Annotated in this window: 19 protein-coding genes; 9 read left to right on the top strand and 10 right to left on the bottom strand. The window is 73.6% G+C overall.

Annotated elements, in window-relative coordinates; genetic code table 11:
* The first annotated feature begins 165 nt into the window (after window positions 1-165).
* Entirely contained in the window at window positions 166-2892 is a 2727-nt protein-coding gene (locus ACFWBN_RS02180; RefSeq protein WP_385169138.1) for an exo-beta-D-glucosaminidase, read from the top strand.
* An 80-nt stretch (window positions 2893-2972) separates the two neighbouring features.
* Here ACFWBN_RS02180 and ACFWBN_RS02185 read toward each other — a convergent pair whose 3' ends face one another.
* Window positions 2973-3461, bottom strand: coding sequence for a hypothetical protein (locus tag ACFWBN_RS02185; RefSeq protein WP_385169140.1), 489 nt, complete (start codon window positions 3459-3461; stop codon window positions 2973-2975).
* A 176-nt stretch (window positions 3462-3637) separates the two neighbouring features.
* On the opposite strand from ACFWBN_RS02185, the gene ACFWBN_RS02190 reads away from it, so the two are divergent.
* From ACFWBN_RS02190 to ACFWBN_RS02200, 3 genes are all read left to right on the top strand, one after another.
* The gene (locus ACFWBN_RS02190; protein WP_385169143.1) at window positions 3638-4597 is read left to right on the top strand and encodes a CHRD domain-containing protein; all 960 of its coding nucleotides are present in this window, start codon (window positions 3638-3640) and stop codon (window positions 4595-4597) included.
* Between the two features lie 114 nt (window positions 4598-4711).
* Window positions 4712-5095 (top strand): hypothetical protein, encoded by a 384-nt coding sequence (locus ACFWBN_RS02195; protein ID WP_385169146.1) that lies wholly within the window; start codon window positions 4712-4714, stop codon window positions 5093-5095.
* Window positions 5092-5571, top strand: a complete 480-nt coding sequence (locus tag ACFWBN_RS02200) for a hypothetical protein (RefSeq protein ID WP_385169149.1) — start codon at window positions 5092-5094, stop codon at window positions 5569-5571. The genes ACFWBN_RS02195 and ACFWBN_RS02200 overlap by 4 nt, the downstream gene beginning before the upstream one ends.
* 63 nt (window positions 5572-5634) lie before the next feature.
* On the opposite strand, the gene ACFWBN_RS02205 is transcribed toward ACFWBN_RS02200, so the two are convergent.
* The 3 genes from ACFWBN_RS02205 to ACFWBN_RS02215 all read right to left on the bottom strand — a co-directional run bounded on the left by ACFWBN_RS02205 (window position 5635) and on the right by ACFWBN_RS02215 (window position 7533).
* Window positions 5635-6348, bottom strand: a complete 714-nt coding sequence (locus tag ACFWBN_RS02205; protein ID WP_385169151.1) for a ribonuclease H — start codon at window positions 6346-6348, stop codon at window positions 5635-5637.
* A gap of 91 nt (window positions 6349-6439) precedes the next feature.
* A complete protein-coding gene (locus ACFWBN_RS02210) occupies window positions 6440-7165 on the bottom strand; it encodes an SOS response-associated peptidase (RefSeq protein ID WP_385169154.1) in 726 nt (241 codons plus the stop codon).
* 107 nt (window positions 7166-7272) lie between these two features.
* A complete protein-coding gene (locus ACFWBN_RS02215) occupies window positions 7273-7533 on the bottom strand; it encodes a DUF6225 family protein (protein WP_385169157.1) in 261 nt (86 codons plus the stop codon).
* Window positions 7534-7656: 123 nt separating this feature from the next.
* Here ACFWBN_RS02215 and ACFWBN_RS02220 point away from each other — a divergent pair, with 123 nt between their 5' ends.
* Window positions 7657-8313 (top strand): M15 family metallopeptidase, encoded by a 657-nt coding sequence (locus ACFWBN_RS02220; RefSeq protein ID WP_385169159.1) that lies wholly within the window; start codon window positions 7657-7659, stop codon window positions 8311-8313.
* Window positions 8314-8318: 5 nt separating this feature from the next.
* Window positions 8319-9233 carry a DNA-binding protein gene (locus ACFWBN_RS02225; protein ID WP_385169162.1) on the top strand — a complete coding sequence of 305 codons (915 nt, stop codon included), beginning with the start codon at window positions 8319-8321 and terminating at the stop codon, window positions 9231-9233.
* 28 nt (window positions 9234-9261) lie between these two features.
* On the opposite strand, the gene ACFWBN_RS02230 is transcribed toward ACFWBN_RS02225, so the two are convergent.
* The 3 genes from ACFWBN_RS02230 to ACFWBN_RS02240 all read right to left on the bottom strand — a co-directional run bounded on the left by ACFWBN_RS02230 (window position 9262) and on the right by ACFWBN_RS02240 (window position 11975).
* A complete protein-coding gene (locus ACFWBN_RS02230) occupies window positions 9262-10401 on the bottom strand; it encodes an alpha/beta hydrolase (RefSeq protein WP_385169165.1) in 1140 nt (379 codons plus the stop codon).
* 127 nt (window positions 10402-10528) lie between these two features.
* A complete protein-coding gene (locus ACFWBN_RS02235) occupies window positions 10529-11542 on the bottom strand; it encodes an aromatic acid exporter family protein (RefSeq protein WP_385169167.1) in 1014 nt (337 codons plus the stop codon).
* A 190-nt stretch (window positions 11543-11732) separates the two neighbouring features.
* On the bottom strand, window positions 11733-11975 hold the full coding sequence (locus tag ACFWBN_RS02240; RefSeq protein WP_385169169.1) for a hypothetical protein: 243 nt from the start codon (window positions 11973-11975) through the stop codon (window positions 11733-11735).
* A gap of 201 nt (window positions 11976-12176) precedes the next feature.
* Here ACFWBN_RS02240 and ACFWBN_RS02245 point away from each other — a divergent pair, with 201 nt between their 5' ends.
* Entirely contained in the window at window positions 12177-12575 is a 399-nt protein-coding gene (locus ACFWBN_RS02245; protein ID WP_385169172.1) for a nuclear transport factor 2 family protein, read from the top strand.
* Between the two features lie 31 nt (window positions 12576-12606).
* Here ACFWBN_RS02245 and ACFWBN_RS02250 read toward each other — a convergent pair whose 3' ends face one another.
* On the bottom strand, window positions 12607-12834 hold the full coding sequence (locus tag ACFWBN_RS02250) for a DUF6213 family protein (RefSeq protein ID WP_385169175.1): 228 nt from the start codon (window positions 12832-12834) through the stop codon (window positions 12607-12609).
* 129 nt (window positions 12835-12963) lie between these two features.
* Window positions 12964-13263, bottom strand: a complete 300-nt coding sequence (locus tag ACFWBN_RS02255; RefSeq protein WP_385169178.1) for a hypothetical protein — start codon at window positions 13261-13263, stop codon at window positions 12964-12966.
* A gap of 124 nt (window positions 13264-13387) precedes the next feature.
* Here ACFWBN_RS02255 and ACFWBN_RS02260 point away from each other — a divergent pair, with 124 nt between their 5' ends.
* Both ACFWBN_RS02260 and ACFWBN_RS02265 read left to right on the top strand, forming a co-directional pair.
* A complete protein-coding gene (locus tag ACFWBN_RS02260) occupies window positions 13388-14128 on the top strand; it encodes a PP2C family protein-serine/threonine phosphatase (protein ID WP_385169181.1) in 741 nt (246 codons plus the stop codon).
* A gap of 183 nt (window positions 14129-14311) precedes the next feature.
* Entirely contained in the window at window positions 14312-15739 is a 1428-nt protein-coding gene (locus tag ACFWBN_RS02265; RefSeq protein ID WP_385169184.1) for a family 2B encapsulin nanocompartment shell protein, read from the top strand.
* A 23-nt stretch (window positions 15740-15762) separates the two neighbouring features.
* On the opposite strand, the gene ACFWBN_RS02270 is transcribed toward ACFWBN_RS02265, so the two are convergent.
* Window positions 15763-20376 (bottom strand): hypothetical protein, encoded by a 4614-nt coding sequence (locus ACFWBN_RS02270; protein ID WP_385169187.1) that lies wholly within the window; start codon window positions 20374-20376, stop codon window positions 15763-15765.
* Window positions 20377-20407 lie beyond the last annotated feature (31 nt).

Genomic DNA, 20407 nt, shown 5'->3' on the forward strand with positions numbered 1-20407 from the left:
ATGGCCGGCCGGCACCGGGCCGCCGGTTCGGGCGAGCCACCAGGGAGTCTGCGCCGCGTGCGCGCTCCACCGTGGCACACTCGGCTCCGTTCCGACCGGGTTCGTCCCCATGGGGCCGAGCCCGTACCTGCGCGGAATCCCGGACCCGTCCCCGCGGAGGCCCGCGTGTTCCACCGACTCGCCCTCGTCCACGGACGAACCGCCGCCCTGGCCCTCGTCGGCCTGGTCCTCACCCTCGCCGCCGGCACGTCCCCCGCGGCGCCCGCTCCGCGGACCGCGCACGGGCCACGGGCGACGACCGCCGTCTCCGACGCGCCGGGCAGCGTGACGGCCCTGTCGGGGTACGCGATCCAGTCGACGGCGAAGGTGGCGGACCCGGCGGCCGCCGTGGCCGCCCCCGGCTACGCGGCGGCCGGCTGGTACCCGGCGGGCTCCCGTTCCACCGTCCTCGCGGCGCTGCTCGCTGCCGGTGTCCACCCCGACCCCTTCTACTCCACCCGGCAGAAGCTGATCCCGGCCGCCGACTTCCGCGTGCCCTGGTGGTACCGGTCCGACTTCACCGTCGCCGACACCACCGCCCGTACGTACCTGGACTTCGGCGGGGTCATCTCCGCCGCCGACGTCTTCGTCAACGGCCGGCAGATCGCCACCGCGAGCACGGTCGCCGGCGCGTACACCCGGCACGAGCTGGATGTCACCGACCTGATCGAGGCGGGTACCAATACCGTCGCCTTCCGGATCCGGCCCAACAACCCGCGCGAGCACCTCACCATGGGCTGGCTCGACTGGCTTCAGCCGCCGCCCGACGAGAACATGGGCATCGTCCGTGACGTCACGGTGCGCCGCGGCGGACCGGTCGCCCTGCGCGACGCGCACGTGGTGACCAGCCTGGCCCTGCCGTCGATGGCCTCGGCCGACCTGACCGTGAAGGCCCGGGTGCGCAACGACTCCTCGGCCACCGTCACCACGACGGTGGCCGGCACCGCGGGTCCTGCCACCGTCAGCGGGAGCGTCACGCTGGCCCCGCACGAGACCAGGACGGTGGTCTTCTCCCCCGCCGACCACCCCGGCCTCCGGCTGGCTTCGCCCCGCGTGTGGTGGCCGGCCGCCATGGGAGAGCAGCCGCTGTACGGTCTCGACCTGACCGCGACGGTGAACGGCACGCCCTCCGACACCGCCCGCTCGTCCTTCGGCATCCGTGAGGTGCGGGCACCGCTCAATGCCGACGGCGCCCGCCAGTACCGGATCAACGGCCGCCCGCTGCTCGTCAAGGGCGGCGGCTGGTCCCCCGACGAGTTCCTGCGCTGGGACCGCACCTACGTCGAGGACCGGCTGAAGTACGCCCTCGACCTGGGCCTGAACACCCTGCGCCTGGAGGGGCACATCGAGCCGGACGAGTTCTTCGACCTCGCCGACCGGTACGGGATCCTGACGCTTCCCGGCTGGGAGTGCTGCGACAAGTGGGAGGGAGAGGTCAACGGCAGTGAGGCCGGCGAGGGATGGGACACCCCCGACTTCCCCGTCGCCAGGGCGTCGATGGCCGCCGAAGCGGCCCGGCTGCGCCACCACCCCAGCGTGATCTCCTTCCTGATCGGCAGCGACTTCGCACCCAACGAGGAGATCGAACAGGGCTACGTCGAGGCACTGGAGGAAGCGGACTGGACGGTCCCGGTGGTCCCCGCGGCCTCCGACGCCTCCGCCCCGATCACCGGAAGCTCGGGCATGAAGATGACCGGTCCGTACGACTGGGTCCCGCCCGGCTACTGGTACAACAAGCGGGAGGGCGGTGCCACCGGCTTCAACTCCGAGACCAGCGCGGGTCCGGACGTCCCGACCCTCGACACGCTGCGCCGCATGATGTCCCCGGCCGAGCTGGAGACCCTGTGGAAGGACCCGTCCGCCGCGCAGTACCACCGCTCCCCCTCGGCCACCTTCGCGACGCTCAAGCTGTACGACGCCGCGCTGGCGGGCCGGTACGGACCCCCGACCGGCCTCGATGACTACGTGCGCAAGGCGCAGCTTGCCCAGTACGAGAACGTCCGCGCGCAGTTCGAGGCGTACGGGCGCAATGCCAAGGACACGTCGGAACCGTCGACCGGCGTCATCTACTGGATGTTCAACAGCGGCTGGACCTCGCTCCACTGGCAGCTGCTGGACCGGTATCTCGACCAGGGCGGGGCCTACTTCGGCGCGAAGAAGGCGAACGAGCCGCTGCACATCCAGTACGGCTACGACAACCGGGCGGTGACGGTCGTCAACAACCGCACGTCCGCGGCCTCGGGGCTCACGGCTCGGGTCACCCTCTTCAACCCCGATGGCACGCAGAAGTACGACCGGACCGCGACCGCCCTGAGCGTGGCGGGCGGCGGCGCGAGCAGCACCGCGCTCACCGTCCCCGCGCCCGCGTCGGTCGCCGGCCTGTCCACCACCTATCTGGCCCGGCTGCTGCTCACCGACGGCACGGGGCGGGAGGTGAGCCGGAACGTGTACTGGCTCTCCACCAAGGCGGACGTGCTCGATTACTCGGACACCGACTGGTACCACACGCCGACCACGGCCTACGCCGATCTCAAAGGTCTGAACTCGATGGGCCAGGCGGCCGTCACCGCGACCGCCTCGACGGCCACGGCGGCGGGGACGTCCACGACGACGGTGACCGTGCGCCACATCGGCACGGGGAGCACCCCGGCGCTGCTCACCGACGTCCACCTGGTGGGAGCGCAGGGCACGCCCGTCCTGCCCGTCCGGTGGAGCGACAACCAGATCAGCCTGTGGCCGGGTGAGTCGGCGACGCTGACGGCGACGTACCGGACCGCGGATCTGCGCGGCTCAGCGCCGCGGCTGCGGATCTCCGGCTGGAACACGCCGACGGTCACGGTCCCGGCCGACTGACGGCCCGGCCCGGCCCGACCCGGCCCGGCCCGACCCGGGGTCGACTGTCGGCGATCGGCGGTCGGCGGTCGGCGGCGCTGTCAGGCCGTGCGCTTGACGAGCTTGCCGTCCGCACCGATCACGAACCACTCGTCGTCCAGGGCCTGGCCGGTGACGTCTCCCGCGACCGCGTCCCCCACGTAGTAGTAGAGCGGCCAGTCCCCGTACCGGGCCTGAGTGGCGCCGTCGGTCAGGGGCGTCTTGCCGAGCAGCTTCGCCTCCGCGCCCGAACCCGCCGCGACCTCCGGGGCGATGAGGGCCGGCCAGACGGCCACGCAGTCGGCGTCGCAGTTGCTCGCCCCCGGCTGGTCCTTCGTGAACCCGTACAGCGTCCGGCCCGCTCCGTCGACCAGGATCGGGCCGAGCGGGGAGTCGGCGACGCGTACGGAAGCGGCCGCGGCCGGCTGCCGGGCCGCGCCGGGCTTCCGGTCGTCCGGCGCCTCGGACGCGCCGCCGCCGCACGCCGTCAGGGCCAGCACGGCCAGTGCGAGTACCGGTGCGAGCGCGGTGCCGGTCTGAGGGACACGCATCGTCCTCTTCCTTCTGTCGTGGGGTACGGGATGAAGCTTTCTTGGGCGTCACGAGCCCTGCACGACAGGTGGTTCAAAGGAAAATCAATAAATCCGGGATTGAACAAGGCCCTGGGGTGATCCGTATGTCCTGTGACCGGTCACAGCGGCCGGGATCCCAGGGAGGAACGACTCACATGAACAAGCGACTGCTCGCGACCGCCGCCATCGTCGTCGCACTCGGCGCCACCTCCGTCGTCCCCGCGAACGCAGACGGCGGGCACGGCGGCCACGGCTCCGCGCCGGGCACCGCCGGGGCGGCCACCGGGGCGGCCGCCGCCTTCACGACGCCGTCGTCCGGCCGCGCCGTCACGCTCGTCGCGCGCCTCGACGGCAAGCAGGAGGTGGCGGTCGCCGGCGGTCCCGCCGTCAACGACCCGGACGGAGAGGCCGTTGCGCTCGTGCAGGTCAGGGGCGACCGCGTGACGTTCTCGCTGAACTGGAAGGGACTCGTGCCCAGCCTCGGACACATCCACGAGGGCGCCGCGGGGCAGAACGGTGCGGTGAAGGCCCCGCTCTTCGGCAGCGCCATGCCCTCCAGCGTGCACTCCGCGGCCGGGCAGGTGGCCCTCACCGACGCCGCCCTCGCGGAGCGGCTGCGGACCGACCCGGCCGGCTTCTACGTCAACCTGCACAGCGCCGAGTTCCCGGGCGGGGCGGTCCGCGGCCAGCTGCAGCCGCTCAACCGCGCCGTCAACCCGCTCTCCATCGTCAAGGGCGGCAAGCTCCGCGCCCTGTCCAACGGCGCCCAGGAGATACCGAAGACGGACACTTCCAAGGTCGGCGACCCCGACGGCTTCGCCGTCACCTTCCTCCAGCCGCAGGGGACCGACATCGACTACTCGCTGGCGTGGGTCAACATCAAGAGCCCGACGCTGGGGCACATCCACCGCGGCCCGTTCGGCAAGAACGGCGACGTGGTCTTCAACCTGCTCGACAGGCCGGTGCCCGACGGAATCTTCGCGGTCTCGGGCCGCCTCGCGGCGCAGAAGGCCGAGGACGTCCGCCGGCTCCAGGAGAACCCCCGCGACCACTACTCCAACATCCACACCGCGGAGTTCCCCGACGGAGCGGTCCGCGGCCAGCTGTTCCGCTGACCCCGGCCGCCACGGCGTCGCGGGCCCGCACCACGGAGGGTTGTCCGGGGGGCCGAGAGTGGGTGATCCTTGCCCGGTCGTCGCTCTGCCCACCGAGACCAACAAGGCTCGCCCATGGACCTTTTAACGGCCGCAAGTCTTGGCGCCACCGGCGGCGCCGTCATCGAGGCCGTGCAGTTCTGGATGAACGTCAGCGCGTGGCGGGCGGCCCGCCGCCAGGCGCGCGAGGAGAAGCGGCGCACCCAGCCCCGGTTCAGCCGGTTCATCGACCCCGGGCCCGACGCCCTCGCCTTCCTGACCCGGCTGGCCCTGGGCGCGGCGGCCGGGGCCCTGCTGCGCAACCAGGTCGTGGGCGAGCTCGCCGCCGTCATGGTCGGCGCCTCGGCCCCCGTCCTGCTCCTGCAGTTCGGCTCCGGCCGGTCGATCGGTCACGCGACCCAGTTCGCCCCGCCGCCCGCGGAACCGGTGCCGGGGGCGGGCCAGGGCGGTCAGCCGTGACCCCCTTCCTGCAGCGCTACGTCGCCTCCCTCACCGGTGGCCCCGCACGCGCCCGGCCCGTCGCCGCGGCGCGCGGCCGCCTCGGCTACGGCTTCGGGCAGCGCTACTGGGCGGCGCTCACCGGTGCGACGCTGCCGGAAGGCGCGGCGTCCGACGGCCCTGGAGTTCCGCTCGGGTTCCGGGAGTTCCGGTTCCGGAGGCTCGTCGACGCGGTCCGGATCGTATCGCCGCGCCTGGTGATCGGGGGCGCGATGCTCGCGGTGGGCACGGTGTTGGCGTTCGGCTGGCAGACGCTCGTCCTCGGGGCGCTCTCGCTGGTGGGGACGTACGGCGTGGCCGCCCTGGAGAAGGAGGACCTACCGCGGCCCGGCGGCAAGGGGAAGGACCCCGACGGGAGCGGCCGGCCCGCCGATCCGGACCCGCCCCGCGGCCATGAGGGTGGAGGGGGATTCGACAGCCCCGGCGGTGACGCCTGAAGCACTCGCCCTTTCAGCCTTCCTGAAAGGGCGCGGCGCCACCGGAGGCCGGTGGGGGGCCGGCTACGCCGGCGGGGCCACGGGCACGGCGGCGGCGCACTCCGCGTGGCCCCAGCGGGTGCCGTTCTTGGTGATCAGCTCGCCCTGCGCGTACGGCTTCCCGCACGGGCAGGTTCCGGGGAACTTCGCCTTGATGGGCCTGGGGCCGCCGGCGGCCGGCGTCCCGTCCGACGTCTTGCGGCGGGCGGGCCCGGCCTTCTGCCGCGAGGGCGTGCTGCGGGCGGGGGCCGGGCGCGGCATCTCCTCGTCGCCGAGGGCCGTGCCGGCGGCCTGCTGGGTGAGGGCGGCATCGCTGGCGGCCTGGTCGGCGATCGCGTTCAGGTGGTCGCCGTCCTCGCGGTGCGCCGGAACGTACTGGAACGTCACGTCGCGCTCGGTCAGCAGCAGGTCGATCCGCTCGACGAGCTCCCGGTTGGCGACGGGCTGGCCCGAAGCCGTCTTCCAGCCGTTGCGCTTCCAGCCCGGCAGCCACTGGGTCACGGCCTTCATGGCGTACTGGGAGTCCATCCGCACCTCGACCGCCGTACCCGGGTCGACCGCCTCCAGGAGCCGCTGGAGGGCGGTCAGCTCCCCGACGTTGTTCGTGGCCCGACCCAGCGGGCCGGCCTCCCAGCGCTCGGGGCGCCCTTCGCCGTCGGCGATGACCCAGGCCCACGCGGCCGGCCCCGGATTCCCCTTGGCCGCTCCGTCACAGGCGGCAATGATGCGATCAGACATCCCCCGATCATGCCGCACGCCGGCGCCTGCCCGGTACCTGGTGCGCCGTCACCCGGCGCCACGAGCCGTCACCCGCCGTCACCCGCCGTGGCTACGCGTCGGCCAGGAGCTCCGGTCCGTTGTTGCGGACGCTGTTGACCGCGGTGGACACGGCACGAACGTCCAGGCGGCCTCCGGCAGGGGCCGCGAGGAGGGCGCGCAGCTCGTGCGGGTCCTGGTGGGAGGGGTCGAGCCAGGCCTCGTAGTCGTCCGGGGCGAGGGCCAGGGGCATCCGCGGGTGGATGCGGCCGGCCGTGTCGGTGGCCTCGGTGGTGATGATCGTGCAGCTCGCCCACCACGCCGCCGGGTCGTCGTCGGCGACCGCGGGGTCGCGCCAGAACTCGTACAGCCCGGCCATCGCCATGACAGAGCCGTCCTCGGGGCGGATGAAGTAGGGCTGCTTGTACGCCTTCGCACTGCCGGTCGCGGGGACGGGCTGCCATTCGTAGAAGCCGTCGGCGGGGAGCAGGCACCGGCGCTTGGCGAACGCGCGCCGGAAGGCGGGCTTCTCGTGCACCGTCTCCACCCGCGCGTTGATCATCTTGGCGCCGCCCGACGGGCTCTTCGACCAGGAAGGCACCAGCCCCCAGCGCAGCGGCCTCAGCCGCCGCTCCAGGAGCCCGCTCTCGCGGTCCGCGCGTTCCAGGACCGCCCACACCGCGTCGGTCGGGGCGACGTTCCAGCTCGGGGGCAGCGCGTCCGCCGGCTCCGGGGGCGCCGCCCGGAACAGGCCGGAAAGGTCCTCGGGGCTGCGGGTGGATACGTAGCGACCACACATACGGCCAGCCTGCCACGTCAGCCGCCCGGTGGGGCGCAGACGGGCTCGTGCGCGGGAGCGCGCCGCCGACGGGTTCCGCGGCCGGCCGCCCCCCGGGGGGCCCGTCCTCAGTCGACGTCGAGGTGGTAGGCGCCGGCCCGTGCGTCGGCGAAGAGCGTGAACTGCACCTCCGACGCGGCAGGGTCGCCGTTGCCGTCCATCTCCACCGGCTCCGCGTCCACGAGGACGTACTCGCCGTACCCCTCGAAGTCCCCGGGCCCGTCCGCGACACCGATGTGGATCGGGGTCTCGTCGGGAACGCCTGCGAGGGCTTCGCGCAGGCGCGCCGCCGTCCATACCTGCGGTGCGTGATCGAACATCTCAGCCATGCGCCGAGGTTAGAACCACGGGCCGCCGGAAACCCGGCACGGCGCGCCGGAGACACGCGGCCGCGGCCGGCGGAGCCCCCGGGGGGTCTTGGCCGGTGGCGCTCCCCGCGAGATGATCACGTCATGAGTGAGATCGTCTTAATGTCCGACCCCCGGGTCGCGGCCGTGCCCGTACGGGAGTGCAGGGAGCGCCTCGTCAGCGTCCGGCACCACCCCAGTGCCCTGCTGGTCGACGCGCGCAGGCAGGACCCGGACGGCGCGTACGCGTACCTCCGGGAAGGCGTCCTGGAACGCCTCGTGGAGGCCCAGGCGCTGCTGCCGGGGGGTCTGCGGCTGCTCTTCGTGGAGGGGTACCGGCCGCCGGCGTTGCAGCGGCGGTACTTCGAGGAGTACGCGGGGCGGCTGCGGGCCGCCCATCCGGACTGGTCCGCCGAGCAGGTGCGGTCGGCGGCGAGCCGCTACGTGTCCCCGCCCGAGATCGCCCCGCACAGCGCCGGGGCCGCCGTCGACCTGACCCTCGCCGACGCGGACGGGCGCGAACTCGACCTGGGTACGCGGGTGAACGCGGATCCGGAGGAGAGCGCCGGCGCCTGTTACACGGCGGCGGACACCATCGGCGCCCGGGCCCGCGAGAACCGGGAGGTCCTGGGAGCCGCCCTGACGGCCGCGGGTCTGGTGAACTACCCCACGGAGTGGTGGCACTGGTCGTTCGGGGACCGCTACTGGGCCTTGGCCACGGGGGCGGGTACGGCCTGCTACGGGCCCCGGGACCTGGGCTGAGATCCGTGGCGGAGCATGCGCCGGATGTCGCCGCGACCACGGCGGAGCTCATCCGGATGGACGGCACGGCCGGCGCGCGCCGTGCGGCTCCCGAGGCGCTGCGGGCGGTGGGCGCCGCCCGGCGGCTGCTCCGGACATCGGCGGGGGCGGCCGATGGCGAGGCGCTCGCGGAGCTCTTCGAGGTGGCCGCCTGGATCCTCTTCGACGCCGAGCGGCACGGTCCCTCGTACGCGCTCAACCGGCAGGCGCTGGCCCTGGCCCGCAGGCTCCCCCCGGAGCGGCGGTCCATCGAGTGGCTCGTCCTCTCCGTACGGTGCATGCAGCACGCGCACCTCGGGCGGCCCGGCGCTTCGCTGCGCATCTCCTCGTCCGTCCTCGCCGGAAGGGACCTCCCGGAGCGGGTGGCCGCGATCTTCCACGTACGGGAGGCACGGGCCCACGCCCTGCTCCAGCGGAAGGGGGAGGCCGCGCGGTCGATGAGCACGGCGCGGGAGCTGCTCGGGGACGGGCCGGCCGGCGCTCGCGAACCCTCCTGGACCTGGTGGTTCGACCGGTCGGAACTGGTCGGTCATCAGGGGCTGGCGCTGGCCGACTTGGGGGACCTGGAGGCGGCCGTCTCCTGCCTGCGCGAGGCGACGGCAGCGGACGACGCGCCCGCCTACCGCTCCCTCTTCTCCGCCGAGTTGGCGTCCGTCCTTGCGCGGGCCGGTGCTTGGCGCGATGCGGACGCCTGGCTGTCGACCCTCGTCGATTCCGCGCCGGCCATGGGGTCGACGCGCGCCCTGAACTCGCTCGCGGGTGCCACGCGCACCATCGGCCGCGGCCGTGGCGTCCCTCGGGGACTGCGGGACACCAGCGGGCATCTCGCCGAGATCCTCCGGAAGGAGGTCCCGTCGCACGGCGCGGCACGACGCCGATGATGCGCGCGGGAGTTCAGGGCCGCCGGCGTCAGCCGGTGGTGCCGACGGCGGCCGCGGCGAACGCCGCCTCCAGGCGCGGTACGTAGTCCACCAGGTCCTGGCTCCAACAGCCGCTGTTGTGGCTGCCGTTGCAGTTCGGGCCCCAGCCGGCGCCGTTGCCGTAGTTGACGTAGTGGTACGGGAAGCCGAGGGCGTCCAGCCGCTCCTTGGTGTGCCGTCCCGCCGACTCGACCCAGAACTCGCCGTCGGAGGGGTTGCCGTTCCCGTTGCCGGAGTAGACGGCGATGCCCATGCCCTTCAGCGCGGCCATGTGGGCGATGGGGTCCGCGGCGTTCCAGCGCCAGTCGGCGTCGAAGAACGGATAGGGCGTGCCGAAGAGGGCGTCGCTGGAGACCGTGGGCCCGAAGTCGAGGGCGCAGGAGGGGCTGGAGCTCGAACCGCACAGCGGGGCGCCGATGTTGGTCAGGGAGGCGACGACGGCGGCGCGGATGACGGCGTGGTTCCTGGACAGCTCGTTGGCGCCGGAGAGGGTCGCGACCTGGCTGAACAGGTCCGGATGCCGCTGGGCGTAGTGCAGGGCGCCGAAGCCGCCCATGGAGATGCCGGCGACGGCCCGGCCCTGCTTGGCGGTGACGGTGCGCAGGTTGGCGTCGATGAACGGGATCACCTGGTTGATGTGGAAGTTCTCCCAGTTCTGCGCGCCCGCGGCGGTCTTCTGGTCGAGCCAGTTGGCGTACCAGCCGCGGCGGCCCCCGTCCGGGATGACCGTGATCATCGACTGGGAGGCGGTGAGCGCCGGGTAGGCCAGGGCGGGGTTGCCCGGATCGTCGGACGCGCCGTGCAGGAAATAGAGCACCGGGTAGCGCTTGGTGGGGTTGGCGGCGTAGTCGGCGGGGAGCAGGATGCGGATGCGGTGCTCGCCGGCGACCTGGGGGGTGGACACGGTGACCACGAAGTTGGTCCCGGAACCGGTGATGCCGGTGACCTGGGACAGGCCGAACCCGTCGGTCATGGCGGGTGGGGCCGGCGAGTCGGCGTGTACGGGCGGGGTGCCCAGCAGGAGCACGGCGGCCGCCAGGACCACGGCCGCGACCGCGGCCTTGACGCGTAGGAGCCGGGCGGCCGGGAGTGATCCCGTCGGGCGTGTGCGCAGCAGATGGTGGACCATGCGGCCGAGTCTGGGCCACTCGCTCGCTCCCTTTGGAGTCTGGTTCTGGAAATTTCTCCCGGTTGGTGGCCGGAACCACGTGTACGCGGTCCTCGCCCGGCGGACGATCGAGGCGGCGGGCTCGGCCTCAGCCGGGTGACGGCGTTCCCCCGCCGGGGAGGGAAGCCTGGTCGAGGTCGTTGAGCAGCTGGTGGAAGGGCCGGCGGAGGGCAACGGCGAGGGGGCGGGAGTCCGCGCGGGCGTAGGCGGTCAGGTGGTCCCGCGCGGTGGTCACGGCGGGCCGCGGGTCCTCGCCGGACAGGGTGTCTTCGATGGCCCGGGCGGTGAGCGAGGCCAGTTCGGGCAGGCGGCGTCGAGCCCGGGCGAGGTCCGACTCGAGGTCTTCCCGGCCGGTGAGCGCGGCGACTTCCCTGGCCAGGGTCGACACGTGTGCGGTAAGCCCGTCCGCGGTGGCGATGTGCCGGGCCTGGAGCCGTACGGCGTCCCGGTATCGGCGGCGCAGGGGGTTGAACCTCATGGCGCGTTCGGCTTCGCGGGCGCGGGCGGCGCCCGCGTGTACCGCTTCGGCGTGGGCGTTCACGAGGGTGAGGTTGTCGCGGGCGGCGGCCGGGGCGGTGCCCAACACGGCCGCGCTGCCCATGAGGGCCCGGGTCAGGTGGGCGCGGCACTCGTCGGCGATGGCCGGCAGGAGGCGGTGGGGATCGGGTGGCCACAGCAGCGGGGCGAGCAGGATCGTCACCGCCGCTCCCGCCGCGGTCTCCCACACGCGGTGCAGGGCGTACGCGTCGGGCGAGGTGCTGGCGAAGACCAGCAGAGACGACGCCGCGACCTGGATGTTCAGCCCGCCCCCGGCCCGCAGGACCATGCCGACGCCCAGACCCAGGGTCACCACCAGTGTCAGCGTGGCCGTCGAGGGCCGCAGCACGTTCAGGACGGCGATCCCGATCACTACGCCCGCCACCACGCCCAGGGCCCGCTGCAGCGAGGTGCCCAGGGCCGTCATCGGATCGCCGCGCAGGGCCACCAGCGGGACGACCGCCGCGTAGACCGGCGGCTGGTCGGCTCCCATCCACAGCGCGACCTGCCAGGCGACGGCGACGGTGACCACGATGCGGGCCGCTGCCGGGCCTTCGGTTCGCACGAGTTCCCGAAACCGGCCGGCTCGTGGTGCTCGGGCGGCGGCGAGGTCGGTCATCCGCGCCTTTCGGTCGGGCGTCCGCACTCTCCCGTCGGATGCTCCGGGATCCGCGCGGTCGAACGCGGCTGCTTCCTCGGCCCCAGCGTGCAGCGGATCGGCGGCCCGCCGCCGCCATTACACCGAAAGCGGCATGTCACACCCCGGCAGACCTCGGCGACGCGGGCAGGGGCCGCGCAGTGGCCGGCTCGCCCTCCGGGCAGCCGGGTGGGGGAACGTTCCTGGGGGCCCGGGGTTCCTTGGGGTCGACATGGGTGCCCGCGCCCAGGGTCGCGATGCTCAGGGGGGCGGACAGGGAAGAGGACAGGGAGCCTCCGATGGCCGCGAACGCGCTCGCGGTGACGAGGAGGAGGAAGCGCCGGGTCCTGGTGATCGCCATGAGAGGGTCCTTACGCGGATCAAGGGGAACGGACTGCGGCCGTGACGGGCGGGCGGCCTGCCTGCCTGCCTCACCGCTCTGTCGGCCACGACTCCATTGCGCCCCACGGCGGGAGCTCGGGTCACGGCCCGGAAAGTCGGGGCTTGACAGGGCCACCCGCCTGCCGTCGAGCAACGTCTCGGACCGGCGCATGATGAAGGCATGACCGACCGCGAGGATTTCCTGGCATGGGTCCAGACCACCCTGTACGAGGCGGAGCGTGCGCTCCACAACGGCAACGCGGCCCCCCGCCGGGCGCTCTGGTCGCGCAACGAGCCCGTGAGCGTTCTGGGGGCGTGGCGCAACGCCTACGGGCAGGGCGAACTCGACCGGCTCTTCGCCGATCTCGGGAGGAGCTTCTCCGACTGCACGGCTTACGCGTTCGAGCTGCAGGCCTATGACGTCGTGGGCGACATGGCCTATACGGCCGGCCTGGAGCACACCTCCGCCTCCGTCGACGGACAGCCGCGCACGTACACCCTGCGGGCCACGCAGGTGTACCGCCGCGAGGACGGCGAATGGAGAGTGGCCCATCGGCATGGCGACACCGTCACCGAGTGAACGGGTCGCCGCCGGGCCTCGGCCCGCGCGGTCAGATCTCCTCGTTCTGCGGCATGAAGGCGACGCAGTCGACATCGAACCGGTCGGCCAGCACGTTGATCATGCCGGCCAGGGCGAGCACGGTCTCCGGATCGAGGTCCGTCTCGTCGGTGGAGCGCAGCCACTCGGCTCCGAGGCGCCGCTGCAGGCCGGTGACCTGGTCGGACGGGGCGAGCAGCGTGCCATTCGTAGCGGAGAGCAATGATGTGGATGCATTCATGATGGAACCGCCTCCGGCAGCGCCCTGCGCCTACCCGCCAGCGGGTAGGCCATTCCCGTGCCCGGCCCCCTTTTCCGCTTTTTCCGCCGCCGGACAGGACAGCGTCCCCGCAGGGGTCAGGCAGCCGGATCACGACTCCAGGTGGCTGAATCCCACCTCGAAGCGTTCGACCGAGACGATGCGCTGCCCCTCCCGCTGGGCGACCTCCTCGCGGATCCTGGCGGCCTGCTCCTCGCTGGCGAGCATGGTCTGCTCGTCGTCCCACAAGGTCAGCGTCTTGGCCCTCCCGGAGGCGCGGTCGACGAGGTAGTAGACGCCGCGGAACCCGGGCACCCCCTGGACCTGCTTGACGATCTCCGCCGAATTCCGGGTCAGGTCTCCCTCCGGTGGAACGGGTGACCCCTGGTACGTGCTCAGCCTCGCGAACATCGCTGCCCATCCTTCCTGCCGGGCTGCCGGGCGGGCCGCCCTCGTCGGGACCGGCGGCTCACATCCCAGCGTGCTCCGGCGGGCGGCGGGTCGCATGCCGAGCCCACGGCGCGACAATGGTGGGGTGGCGTACATAGCCGTGACCGCCCTGAGCCACGTGGGACTGGTCCGCGAGCAGAACGAGGACAGCCTCGTCGTCGGACCGTGGACCCTGTGCGGGACCGTGACCGAGAACCCCCAGACCCTGGTGTTCCGGCTCGGCAAACCGCTGGTCGTGGCGGTGGCGGACGGGCTGGGAGGTCAGCCGGCCGGCGAGGTGGCCAGTGCGCTGGTCGTCCGGCAACTCGCCACGGCCGGTCCTTCGCTGGACGACGCGGAAGCCCTCGGCGACGTGCTGAACCTGTGCAACCGCGTGGTGCACGCGGCGGCCGACGGCCGTCCGGAGCTGACCGGCATGGGCACCACGGTGGCGGGCGCCGTCGTCCTGGCGGAGTCCCTGATGATCTTCAACGTCGGCGACAGCAAGGTGTTCGACGCCGGCCCGGGCGGGCTGCGCCAGGTGAGCGTCGACGACAGCCCGCCACCGGTGCCGCCCCGGCGCACCACCTCGCTCGTCACGCAGACGCTCGGCGGCACCCGCGCCCTGAGCGCCGTCGACCCCCATGTGGCGGCCTTCCCGCTCGGCCCGGGCGATCGCTACCTGGTGTGCAGCGACGGCCTGACCGACCCGCTGCCCGACGATGCCATCGACGACCTGCTGCGCCTGCACGACGACGGCAGGGCCGCCTTCGAGCTGTGGAAGGCCGCCATCGAGGCCGGGGGCCCCGACAACATCTCGCTCGCGCTGGTGCGCATCGGGGCGTAGCGGGGCTGTGCCGAGCGGACCGGGGTTCCCTCACTCCGCGTGCGCGACACGCCGACCCGCGAGTGCCGGACTGGGCCATCCGGACCAACCACAGGAGCGCCTTCAGCCCAACATGACCACGCTGCGTTAGGCCTAGAAACGGAGAGTGAGGAGACGCCCGCTCTCCGAAAGTGAGGGAGTCCAATGTCGATCGGGACCGAAGCGGGTGCCGCGACCGAAGCGGCGCAGCAGCATCAGGAGCAGCTCAGCCTCAGCACCGCGGCCGCGCGGAATCTCGCGACCACCACCAAGTCCGAACCCCAGATGCAGGGCATCAGTTCCCGCTGGCTGCTGCGCAAGTTGCCCTGGACGCACACCCCCGGTGGTGTCTACCGCGTCAACCGCCGTCTCTCGTACGTCGTGGGAGACGGCCGCGTGACCTTCGTCAAGAGCGGCTCCAAGGTCCAGGTCATCCCCGCCGAGCTCACCGAACTGCCGCTGCTGCGCGGGTTCGACGACCCGCTCGTGCTGGGGGCGCTCGCCGACAGGTTCGTACAGAAGGAGTACGAGCCCGGCCAGGTGATCGTGCACGCGGGCAAGAAGGCCGATCACGTCTTCCTCATCGCGCACGGCAAGGTCGAGAAGGTCGCGCCCGGCAAGTACGGCGACGAGAACGTCCTCGGGCGGCTCGGCGACGGGGACACCTTCGGCGGCCACACCCTCGCCGGGTCGAACGGCGCCACCTGGGACTTCACCGCCCGCGCGGCGACCGCCGTCACGGCACTGTCCCTCCCCGCATCGGCGTACAAGGCGGTCGCGGACCAGTACGAGCGGCTGCGCGCCCACGTCGCCGGCGTGCACGGCGCCTCCAACGGCTTCAAGACCAACCGGGCCGGCGAGAAGGCCATCGAGCTGAGCGCGGGCCACTTCGGCGAGGCCGTCCTCCCCGGCGCCTTCGCCGACTACGAGCTCAAGCCGCGCGAGTACGAGCTGAGCGTCGCCCAGACCGTGCTCAGGGTGCACAGCCGCGTCGCCGACCTCTACAACCAGCCGATGAACCAGACCCAGCAGCAACTGCGCCTGACCGTGCAGGAACTGAGGGAGCGGCAGGAGTACGAGCTCGTCAACAACCCGGAGTTCGGGCTGCTCCACAACACCGACTACGACCAGCGCATCCAGACCCACTGCGGGCCGCCGACCCCGGACGACTTCGACGACCTGATCAGCATGCGGCGCGGCACCCAGTACATCTTCGCCCACCCGAAGGCCATCGCCGCCTTCGGCAAGCAGTGCAACAAGCTGGGGATCAACCTCGGCAGCGTCGAGGTGGACGGCCACCCCATCCCCGCCTGGCGCGGGATCCCGATCCTGCCCTGCGGGAAGATCCCCATCACCGAGCACCACACCTCCTCGATCTTCGCGGTGCGTACGGGCGAGGACAACGAGGGCGTGATCGGCCTCTACCAGACCGGTCTGCCGGACGAGTACGAGCCGGGGCTCAACGTCCGCTTCATGGGCATCGACGAGCGGGCGATCATCTCCTACCTCGTCACCGCCTACTACTCGGCGGCCGTCCTCGTCCCCGACGCGATCGGCATCCTCGAGAACGTCGAGGTCCGTCCCCGTGCGTGACGGCTTGCCCTACCCCATGGCCGTCACCGACCGACCGTACGCGGAGTGTCGGTCCAGGCCCGGGTGAACAGTTCGTGGACGGGGACCGGGGGCAGGAGTCGGGTGAACGGCCCCTGGAGCTCCGAGGTCCCGGCGGAGGCCAGGTGGGAGGCGAGCTTGGCGGACTCGACGGGGAGGTGGGGGGCCTTGAGCTCGGTCCACGGGCCGGGGACGAAGGCCGTGCGCCCCGCCCGGGCCCGCCGGCCGGTCTCCACCGCGCCCGCCGCCTCCAGTTCCGCCTGGGCCGCCTTGTGCCGGGCGGGGGTCCAGCCGTTCCAGCGGCGGACGTTGCGGTCGGTGGGTCGCGCCAGGGCCAGGAGCTGCAGGTACAGGGCGGCCGCGTCCGCGCCGACCCCGAGGGCGTCGCCCACCTCGGCCACCAGGTCCGGGGTGCTGAGGGCCGGGTTCAGCTCGTAGCCTCCCGGGGGGACCGGTGTGTCCGCGGCGCGGGCGAACATCCGGGCCGGCCCGTCGCCGTGGACCGCCTGGATCCGGCGGACGGCCTCCAGCAGCCCGGGCAGGCCCAGGGTCCCGCACAGGCGCTCGGCCCGGTCCACCGCGGCGGGGTCCGCGAGCGCGGCCGGCCTCAGGAACACGTCGCGGCCGGGCACGGAGACCACGAACAGGCCGTCGTCGTAGGCCGTGGACGGCACGGTGTCCTCCCGGTAGAGGGGTTCCGGGCAGGGCAGCACGGTGCCCTGGTACGGGGTGAAGGCGGGGTCCTCCGGGACCTCGCGGCCCAGTTCGTAGTGCCGGCCCAGCGGGATCAGCGTCTCCGGGTCGTCCAGCCGGGCGCGCAGGGACGCGTACACGGCGGCCGCGCCGGCCACCGCCGGGTCGCCGACCGGACGCTCCGTCAGCGCCCAGGCCACGACGGACGCCTGGGCCGCGTGCAGGGGATGCTGCACGAACACCTGGCGGCCCGTGCTTCCGTCGGGCTCGACGCGGTGGACCGCGAGCCCGCCGTTGATGACGCCGACCAGGACGTTGCCGGGGGCCGGGAGGAGGCCGTCGGCGGCCACCGGTCCGCCGGTCAGGGCGCGGGCCCAGCCGTCGCCCAGGCCCAGGTCGGCCTCCAGCGCGGCGGCCAGTTCCTCGTCCACGTGCTCCGTGGTGCCGAGGAGGCGCGCCCAAGCGTCGGCCATCCGCTCGGCCGCCGCGGTGATCCCGCCCTGCTCCCACAGCTCCGCCGGGTCCTCGGGCACTCCCGCCGCGAGCACCGCCCGCCGCCCGGCGTCGCCGAGGCGGTGGCAGAAGTCTCCGTACTCCCTGGCCATGGTCTTGTTCGCCTTGTACGGAGCTGCGCGCAGGACCTTGAGGTGCTCGTCGTGGTCCGCCCGCCGGGGCAGGCCGCCGAGCACCAGGGCGGCGATCGGGCGCCGGACGCCCGTACGCCGCGAGAAGACGTCCAGTGCCTCGGGGTGCAGTGCGAGCGGTCCGTGGCGCTCGGCCAGCTGCAGCAGCCGGGGCAGGCGGGCCGCGTCGTCCCGGTCGATGGTGAAGGTGTCGGCGTCGGCGTCCGCGTCGGCGGGGTCGGTGCCGGCGGGGTCGGTGCCGGTGGCGGCCGGAACCGGCTTGGCCGGGCCGCCCTGTTCGGCCGCCGCGTCCGTGCGCCAACGGCCTCCCCGTTCGGCGAACGGCTGGCCGCTCCAGGTTTCCAGCAGGGCCGCCAGGGCCGCGCGCTCCTCCTCGGCGGTCGTCTCCACGGCGGCCCGCCAGGCCACCGCGTCGATCCCGCCGAGCAGCGCGGCCCACGGCGCCGGGGCCACGGGCGGGGCCAGCCGCCTGGTCTCCTCGTCGATCTCGCCCCGCAGGAACCGGCCGTCCGCCGCGAGCGCCGTCAGCGTCGCCGGGTACGGCCCGGGCACGTAGGACCGGTACGGGCGGACCTCGGGCAGCAGCCCGCCCAGCGCGGGCACCAGCACGGTGTCCGGAACGGCCGAGCCGAGCTCCACCACCGGCCCCGAACGCATGATGCCCACGCGCCGGGAGAGCTCCTCGCGCCGCCGCCGGACATCGGCGGCCAGCAGGGCGGCCCGTACGACCCCGTCCACCACGCGCGGTGCGGTCACCTCGGGCAGCAGGCGGGCGACTTCGGCCCGGAAGTCCCCGGATCCGGTTCCGGATCCCGTTCCGGCGCGGCCCGCCGCGTCGAGGAGCGCGCGTACGGTCTCCTCCCCCACCGCGCGCAGCGCCTTGGAGGAAGCCTCGTCTCGCGGGGTGAGGAAGTGCCAGTACGCGGGCGGCGGCACCGGGCCGACGCTGTGGCCGGACCGCCGCTTGCCCTGCGCCCGGTCGGCCCCGGGGAAGCCGTGCACCTCCCACAGGAGCGAGCCGTCCTCGGCCGCGTGGCAGCGGATGGCGGCCTCGCCCGCGAGGACGGCGTCCTCGCCGCCCTGCGGCATGCGGACGATGCCCCAGGGCCGGCGGCCCGGGCGGCGGCTGCGGTAGCGGGCGCGGCGGCCGTCGATGCCCTCCAGCAGGAACTCGGTCGGCGAGGGGCCCGCGTACGGCGTGCGGTGGAGGACCCGGCAGCCGACGAGGTCGCCGTCCTGGCCCAGGGGTGAGGCGGGCGCTCCCGCGGGGAGGGCCGCCAGGGTCGACTGGTCCTTGAAGACGGCCATCCCCGGCGGCACTTCGGCCCCGCGGTGGAATTCGGGCAGGGTGCCGTCGGCGCCACGCTGCCCCGTCAGGGGGTCGACGCGCACCCAGGGGTCGCCCGACGCGAAGATCTCGGAGCTCCAGAACCGGGAACCGTCGCTCATCTGGAAGTCGTGGTGGAAGATGCCCTCCCGATCGCCGGGGCGCAGCACCCGCTCCCCGTCGTGGCGGCCGCCGCCGTCCGGGCTCTCGAACTGGAACCCGAGCCCGCCCTGGATGCTGCCGGCGTACGGGCGCAGGCCGAACCTCTGCTGCGGTTCGAAGACCTCCTCGGGGCTCCCGGACCAGAAGGCGTGGCGTCCGAAGGAGTCTCCCGGTTCGGTGGTCCAGCTCACCAGGAACTGTCCGCCCGAGAAGTGCACGACATGGCGGGTGGTGTCCTCGGGCAGCCGGAACGCAAAGTCGGCGCGCACGCCGCCGGGGTCGACGGCGACGGCCTTCGTCCGCCCGTACAGGGTCAGGACCGGCCAGGTGCAGGTCACCCCCACGACCTCGTCGGGTGCGAAGTCCGCCAGGGCCCGGTCCAGGGCCGGCCAGCCCAGTTCCTCCGGCAGCCCGGCCCGCAGGGTCCGCGCGAGGGAGCCGGTGAGGTCCAGGCCGGCGAGTGCCTCGTCGATGCCGTCCAGGGCGGTGGCCGTCGGCCGGTCCAGCAGTTCGCGCAGCTCGTCCACGGCCTCGTCCGCCGCGGCCAGTCCGCCGCCCGCCAGGGCGCCGAGGAGGCTCTCGATCCGGGTGTGCACCTCGGCGGCGATGCCCGGGTTCTCGGGGAGCCGGGTGATGGCGGTGCCGCCGCCGCGCAGTCCGGCGTGCACGGTTCCCCCCAGGCGCCGCCCGAACACCGGGTCCGCCGCCAGGGCCTTGAGGTCGCGCCGCGATTGCGCGCCCCAGAAGTTCAGCCGTACCGCCTCGCCCGGGTCGGTCACGGTGAGGCCTTCGGCGAGGCACAGGTCCAGGAGGTCGGCGTCCAGCCCCGGGTAGCGCCAGCGGTCCTCGTGCAGCCGCAGGGGCGTGTCCGCGGCGCGCAGCCGGGGGGCGAACCGGGCGACCAGATCGAACAGTTCCGGCGGCATGGGCTGGCGCATCACGCCGCCGTAGGGCACCCGGCGGTGGGAGTACGCGCGTGTGTATCGCCCCAGCCAGGCGGCGATCCCGCCCTCCGGGGTGACCCGGCCGGCCGCCACCGCGTCGGCCGCGCCCGAGCGCAACAGGAGCCGCAGCCAGGCCGCCGCGTCGTTCCTCGACTCCGGGAAGACCTCGATCAGGAGGGCGTTGACCTCGTCGCTCTGCGGGTGGTCGGCCAGCAGCGCGGCGACCGCGTCGAGCAGCGTGTCCGGTACGGCCTTCCCGCGCGCCGCGCCGGTCGCCCGGGCCAGCACCCGGGCCTCCTCGGCCTCGCCGAGGCCGGCGGCGCGCGCCGAGGCGCGGACCCGGCGGGCCAGATCGGCAGGGAGCTCCCCGGGGGAACCGGCCCACGCGGTGAGGACCCGTACGTATTCCTCGTGGGCTTCGGCGGGGTCCAGTAGACCGGCCAGCCACGCCTGATGCCCGCTCAGCTCCTTGACGGGGAGCGCCCCGGCGCGGGCGAAGAGCAGCACGTTCTCCCGGCGCCAGGCGGGGTCCACGGGCAGCGCGTGCTCGCGCTCGGCCGTGCGGGCCAGGGTGTACGCCCGCCCGGCCGTCCGCGGGTCCCAGGAGGTGAGCCGGTGTGCCACCGTGTCCCAGTACCAGGGCAGATGGGCCGGCGGCAGCCGGCGGGCGAGGCCCGCCAGTGCGTCCAGGGCCCGGCCCGCCTTCGGGTACGCCCGGTGGATGCGGTCGCGCGCCTCGGCGAGCAGGCCGAGCGCGGCGGCCTCCGCACCCGGCTCGTGCGCCCGCGCCCAGTCCGCGTACGCCTCCGAGCTGCCGGGATCCGTCGGGAGGGGGACAGGAAGGTTCATGTCCCCGATCCTGACACGCGCCACTGACATC

It is taken from the genome of Streptomyces sp. NPDC059989 (assembly GCF_042736975.1).
Classification (GTDB): Bacteria; Actinomycetota; Actinomycetes; order Streptomycetales; family Streptomycetaceae; genus Streptomyces.

Bases quoted from the DNA above. Each gene is read 5' to 3' on its own strand.
- ACFWBN_RS02190 (WP_385169143.1), top strand. From the start codon at position 3,638: ATGAACAAGCGACTGCTCGCGACCGCCGCCATCGTCGTCGCACTCGGC.
- ACFWBN_RS02240 (WP_385169169.1), bottom strand. From the start codon at position 11,975: ATGGCGATCACCAGGACCCGGCGCTTCCTCCTCCTCGTCACCGCGAGC.
- ACFWBN_RS02255 (WP_385169178.1), bottom strand. From the start codon at position 13,263: ATGTTCGCGAGGCTGAGCACGTACCAGGGGTCACCCGTTCCACCGGAG.
- ACFWBN_RS02195 (WP_385169146.1), top strand. From the start codon at position 4,712: ATGGACCTTTTAACGGCCGCAAGTCTTGGCGCCACCGGCGGCGCCGTC.
- ACFWBN_RS02270 (WP_385169187.1), bottom strand. From the start codon at position 20,376: ATGAACCTTCCTGTCCCCCTCCCGACGGATCCCGGCAGCTCGGAGGCG.
- ACFWBN_RS02185 (WP_385169140.1), bottom strand. From the start codon at position 3,461: ATGCGTGTCCCTCAGACCGGCACCGCGCTCGCACCGGTACTCGCACTG.
- ACFWBN_RS02250 (WP_385169175.1), bottom strand. From the start codon at position 12,834: ATGAATGCATCCACATCATTGCTCTCCGCTACGAATGGCACGCTGCTC.
- ACFWBN_RS02245 (WP_385169172.1), top strand. From the start codon at position 12,177: ATGACCGACCGCGAGGATTTCCTGGCATGGGTCCAGACCACCCTGTAC.
- ACFWBN_RS02215 (WP_385169157.1), bottom strand. From the start codon at position 7,533: ATGGCTGAGATGTTCGATCACGCACCGCAGGTATGGACGGCGGCGCGC.
- ACFWBN_RS02210 (WP_385169154.1), bottom strand. From the start codon at position 7,165: ATGTGTGGTCGCTACGTATCCACCCGCAGCCCCGAGGACCTTTCCGGC.
- ACFWBN_RS02265 (WP_385169184.1), top strand. From the start codon at position 14,312: ATGTCGATCGGGACCGAAGCGGGTGCCGCGACCGAAGCGGCGCAGCAG.
- ACFWBN_RS02230 (WP_385169165.1), bottom strand. From the start codon at position 10,401: ATGGTCCACCATCTGCTGCGCACACGCCCGACGGGATCACTCCCGGCC.
- ACFWBN_RS02220 (WP_385169159.1), top strand. From the start codon at position 7,657: ATGAGTGAGATCGTCTTAATGTCCGACCCCCGGGTCGCGGCCGTGCCC.
- ACFWBN_RS02205 (WP_385169151.1), bottom strand. From the start codon at position 6,348: ATGTCTGATCGCATCATTGCCGCCTGTGACGGAGCGGCCAAGGGGAAT.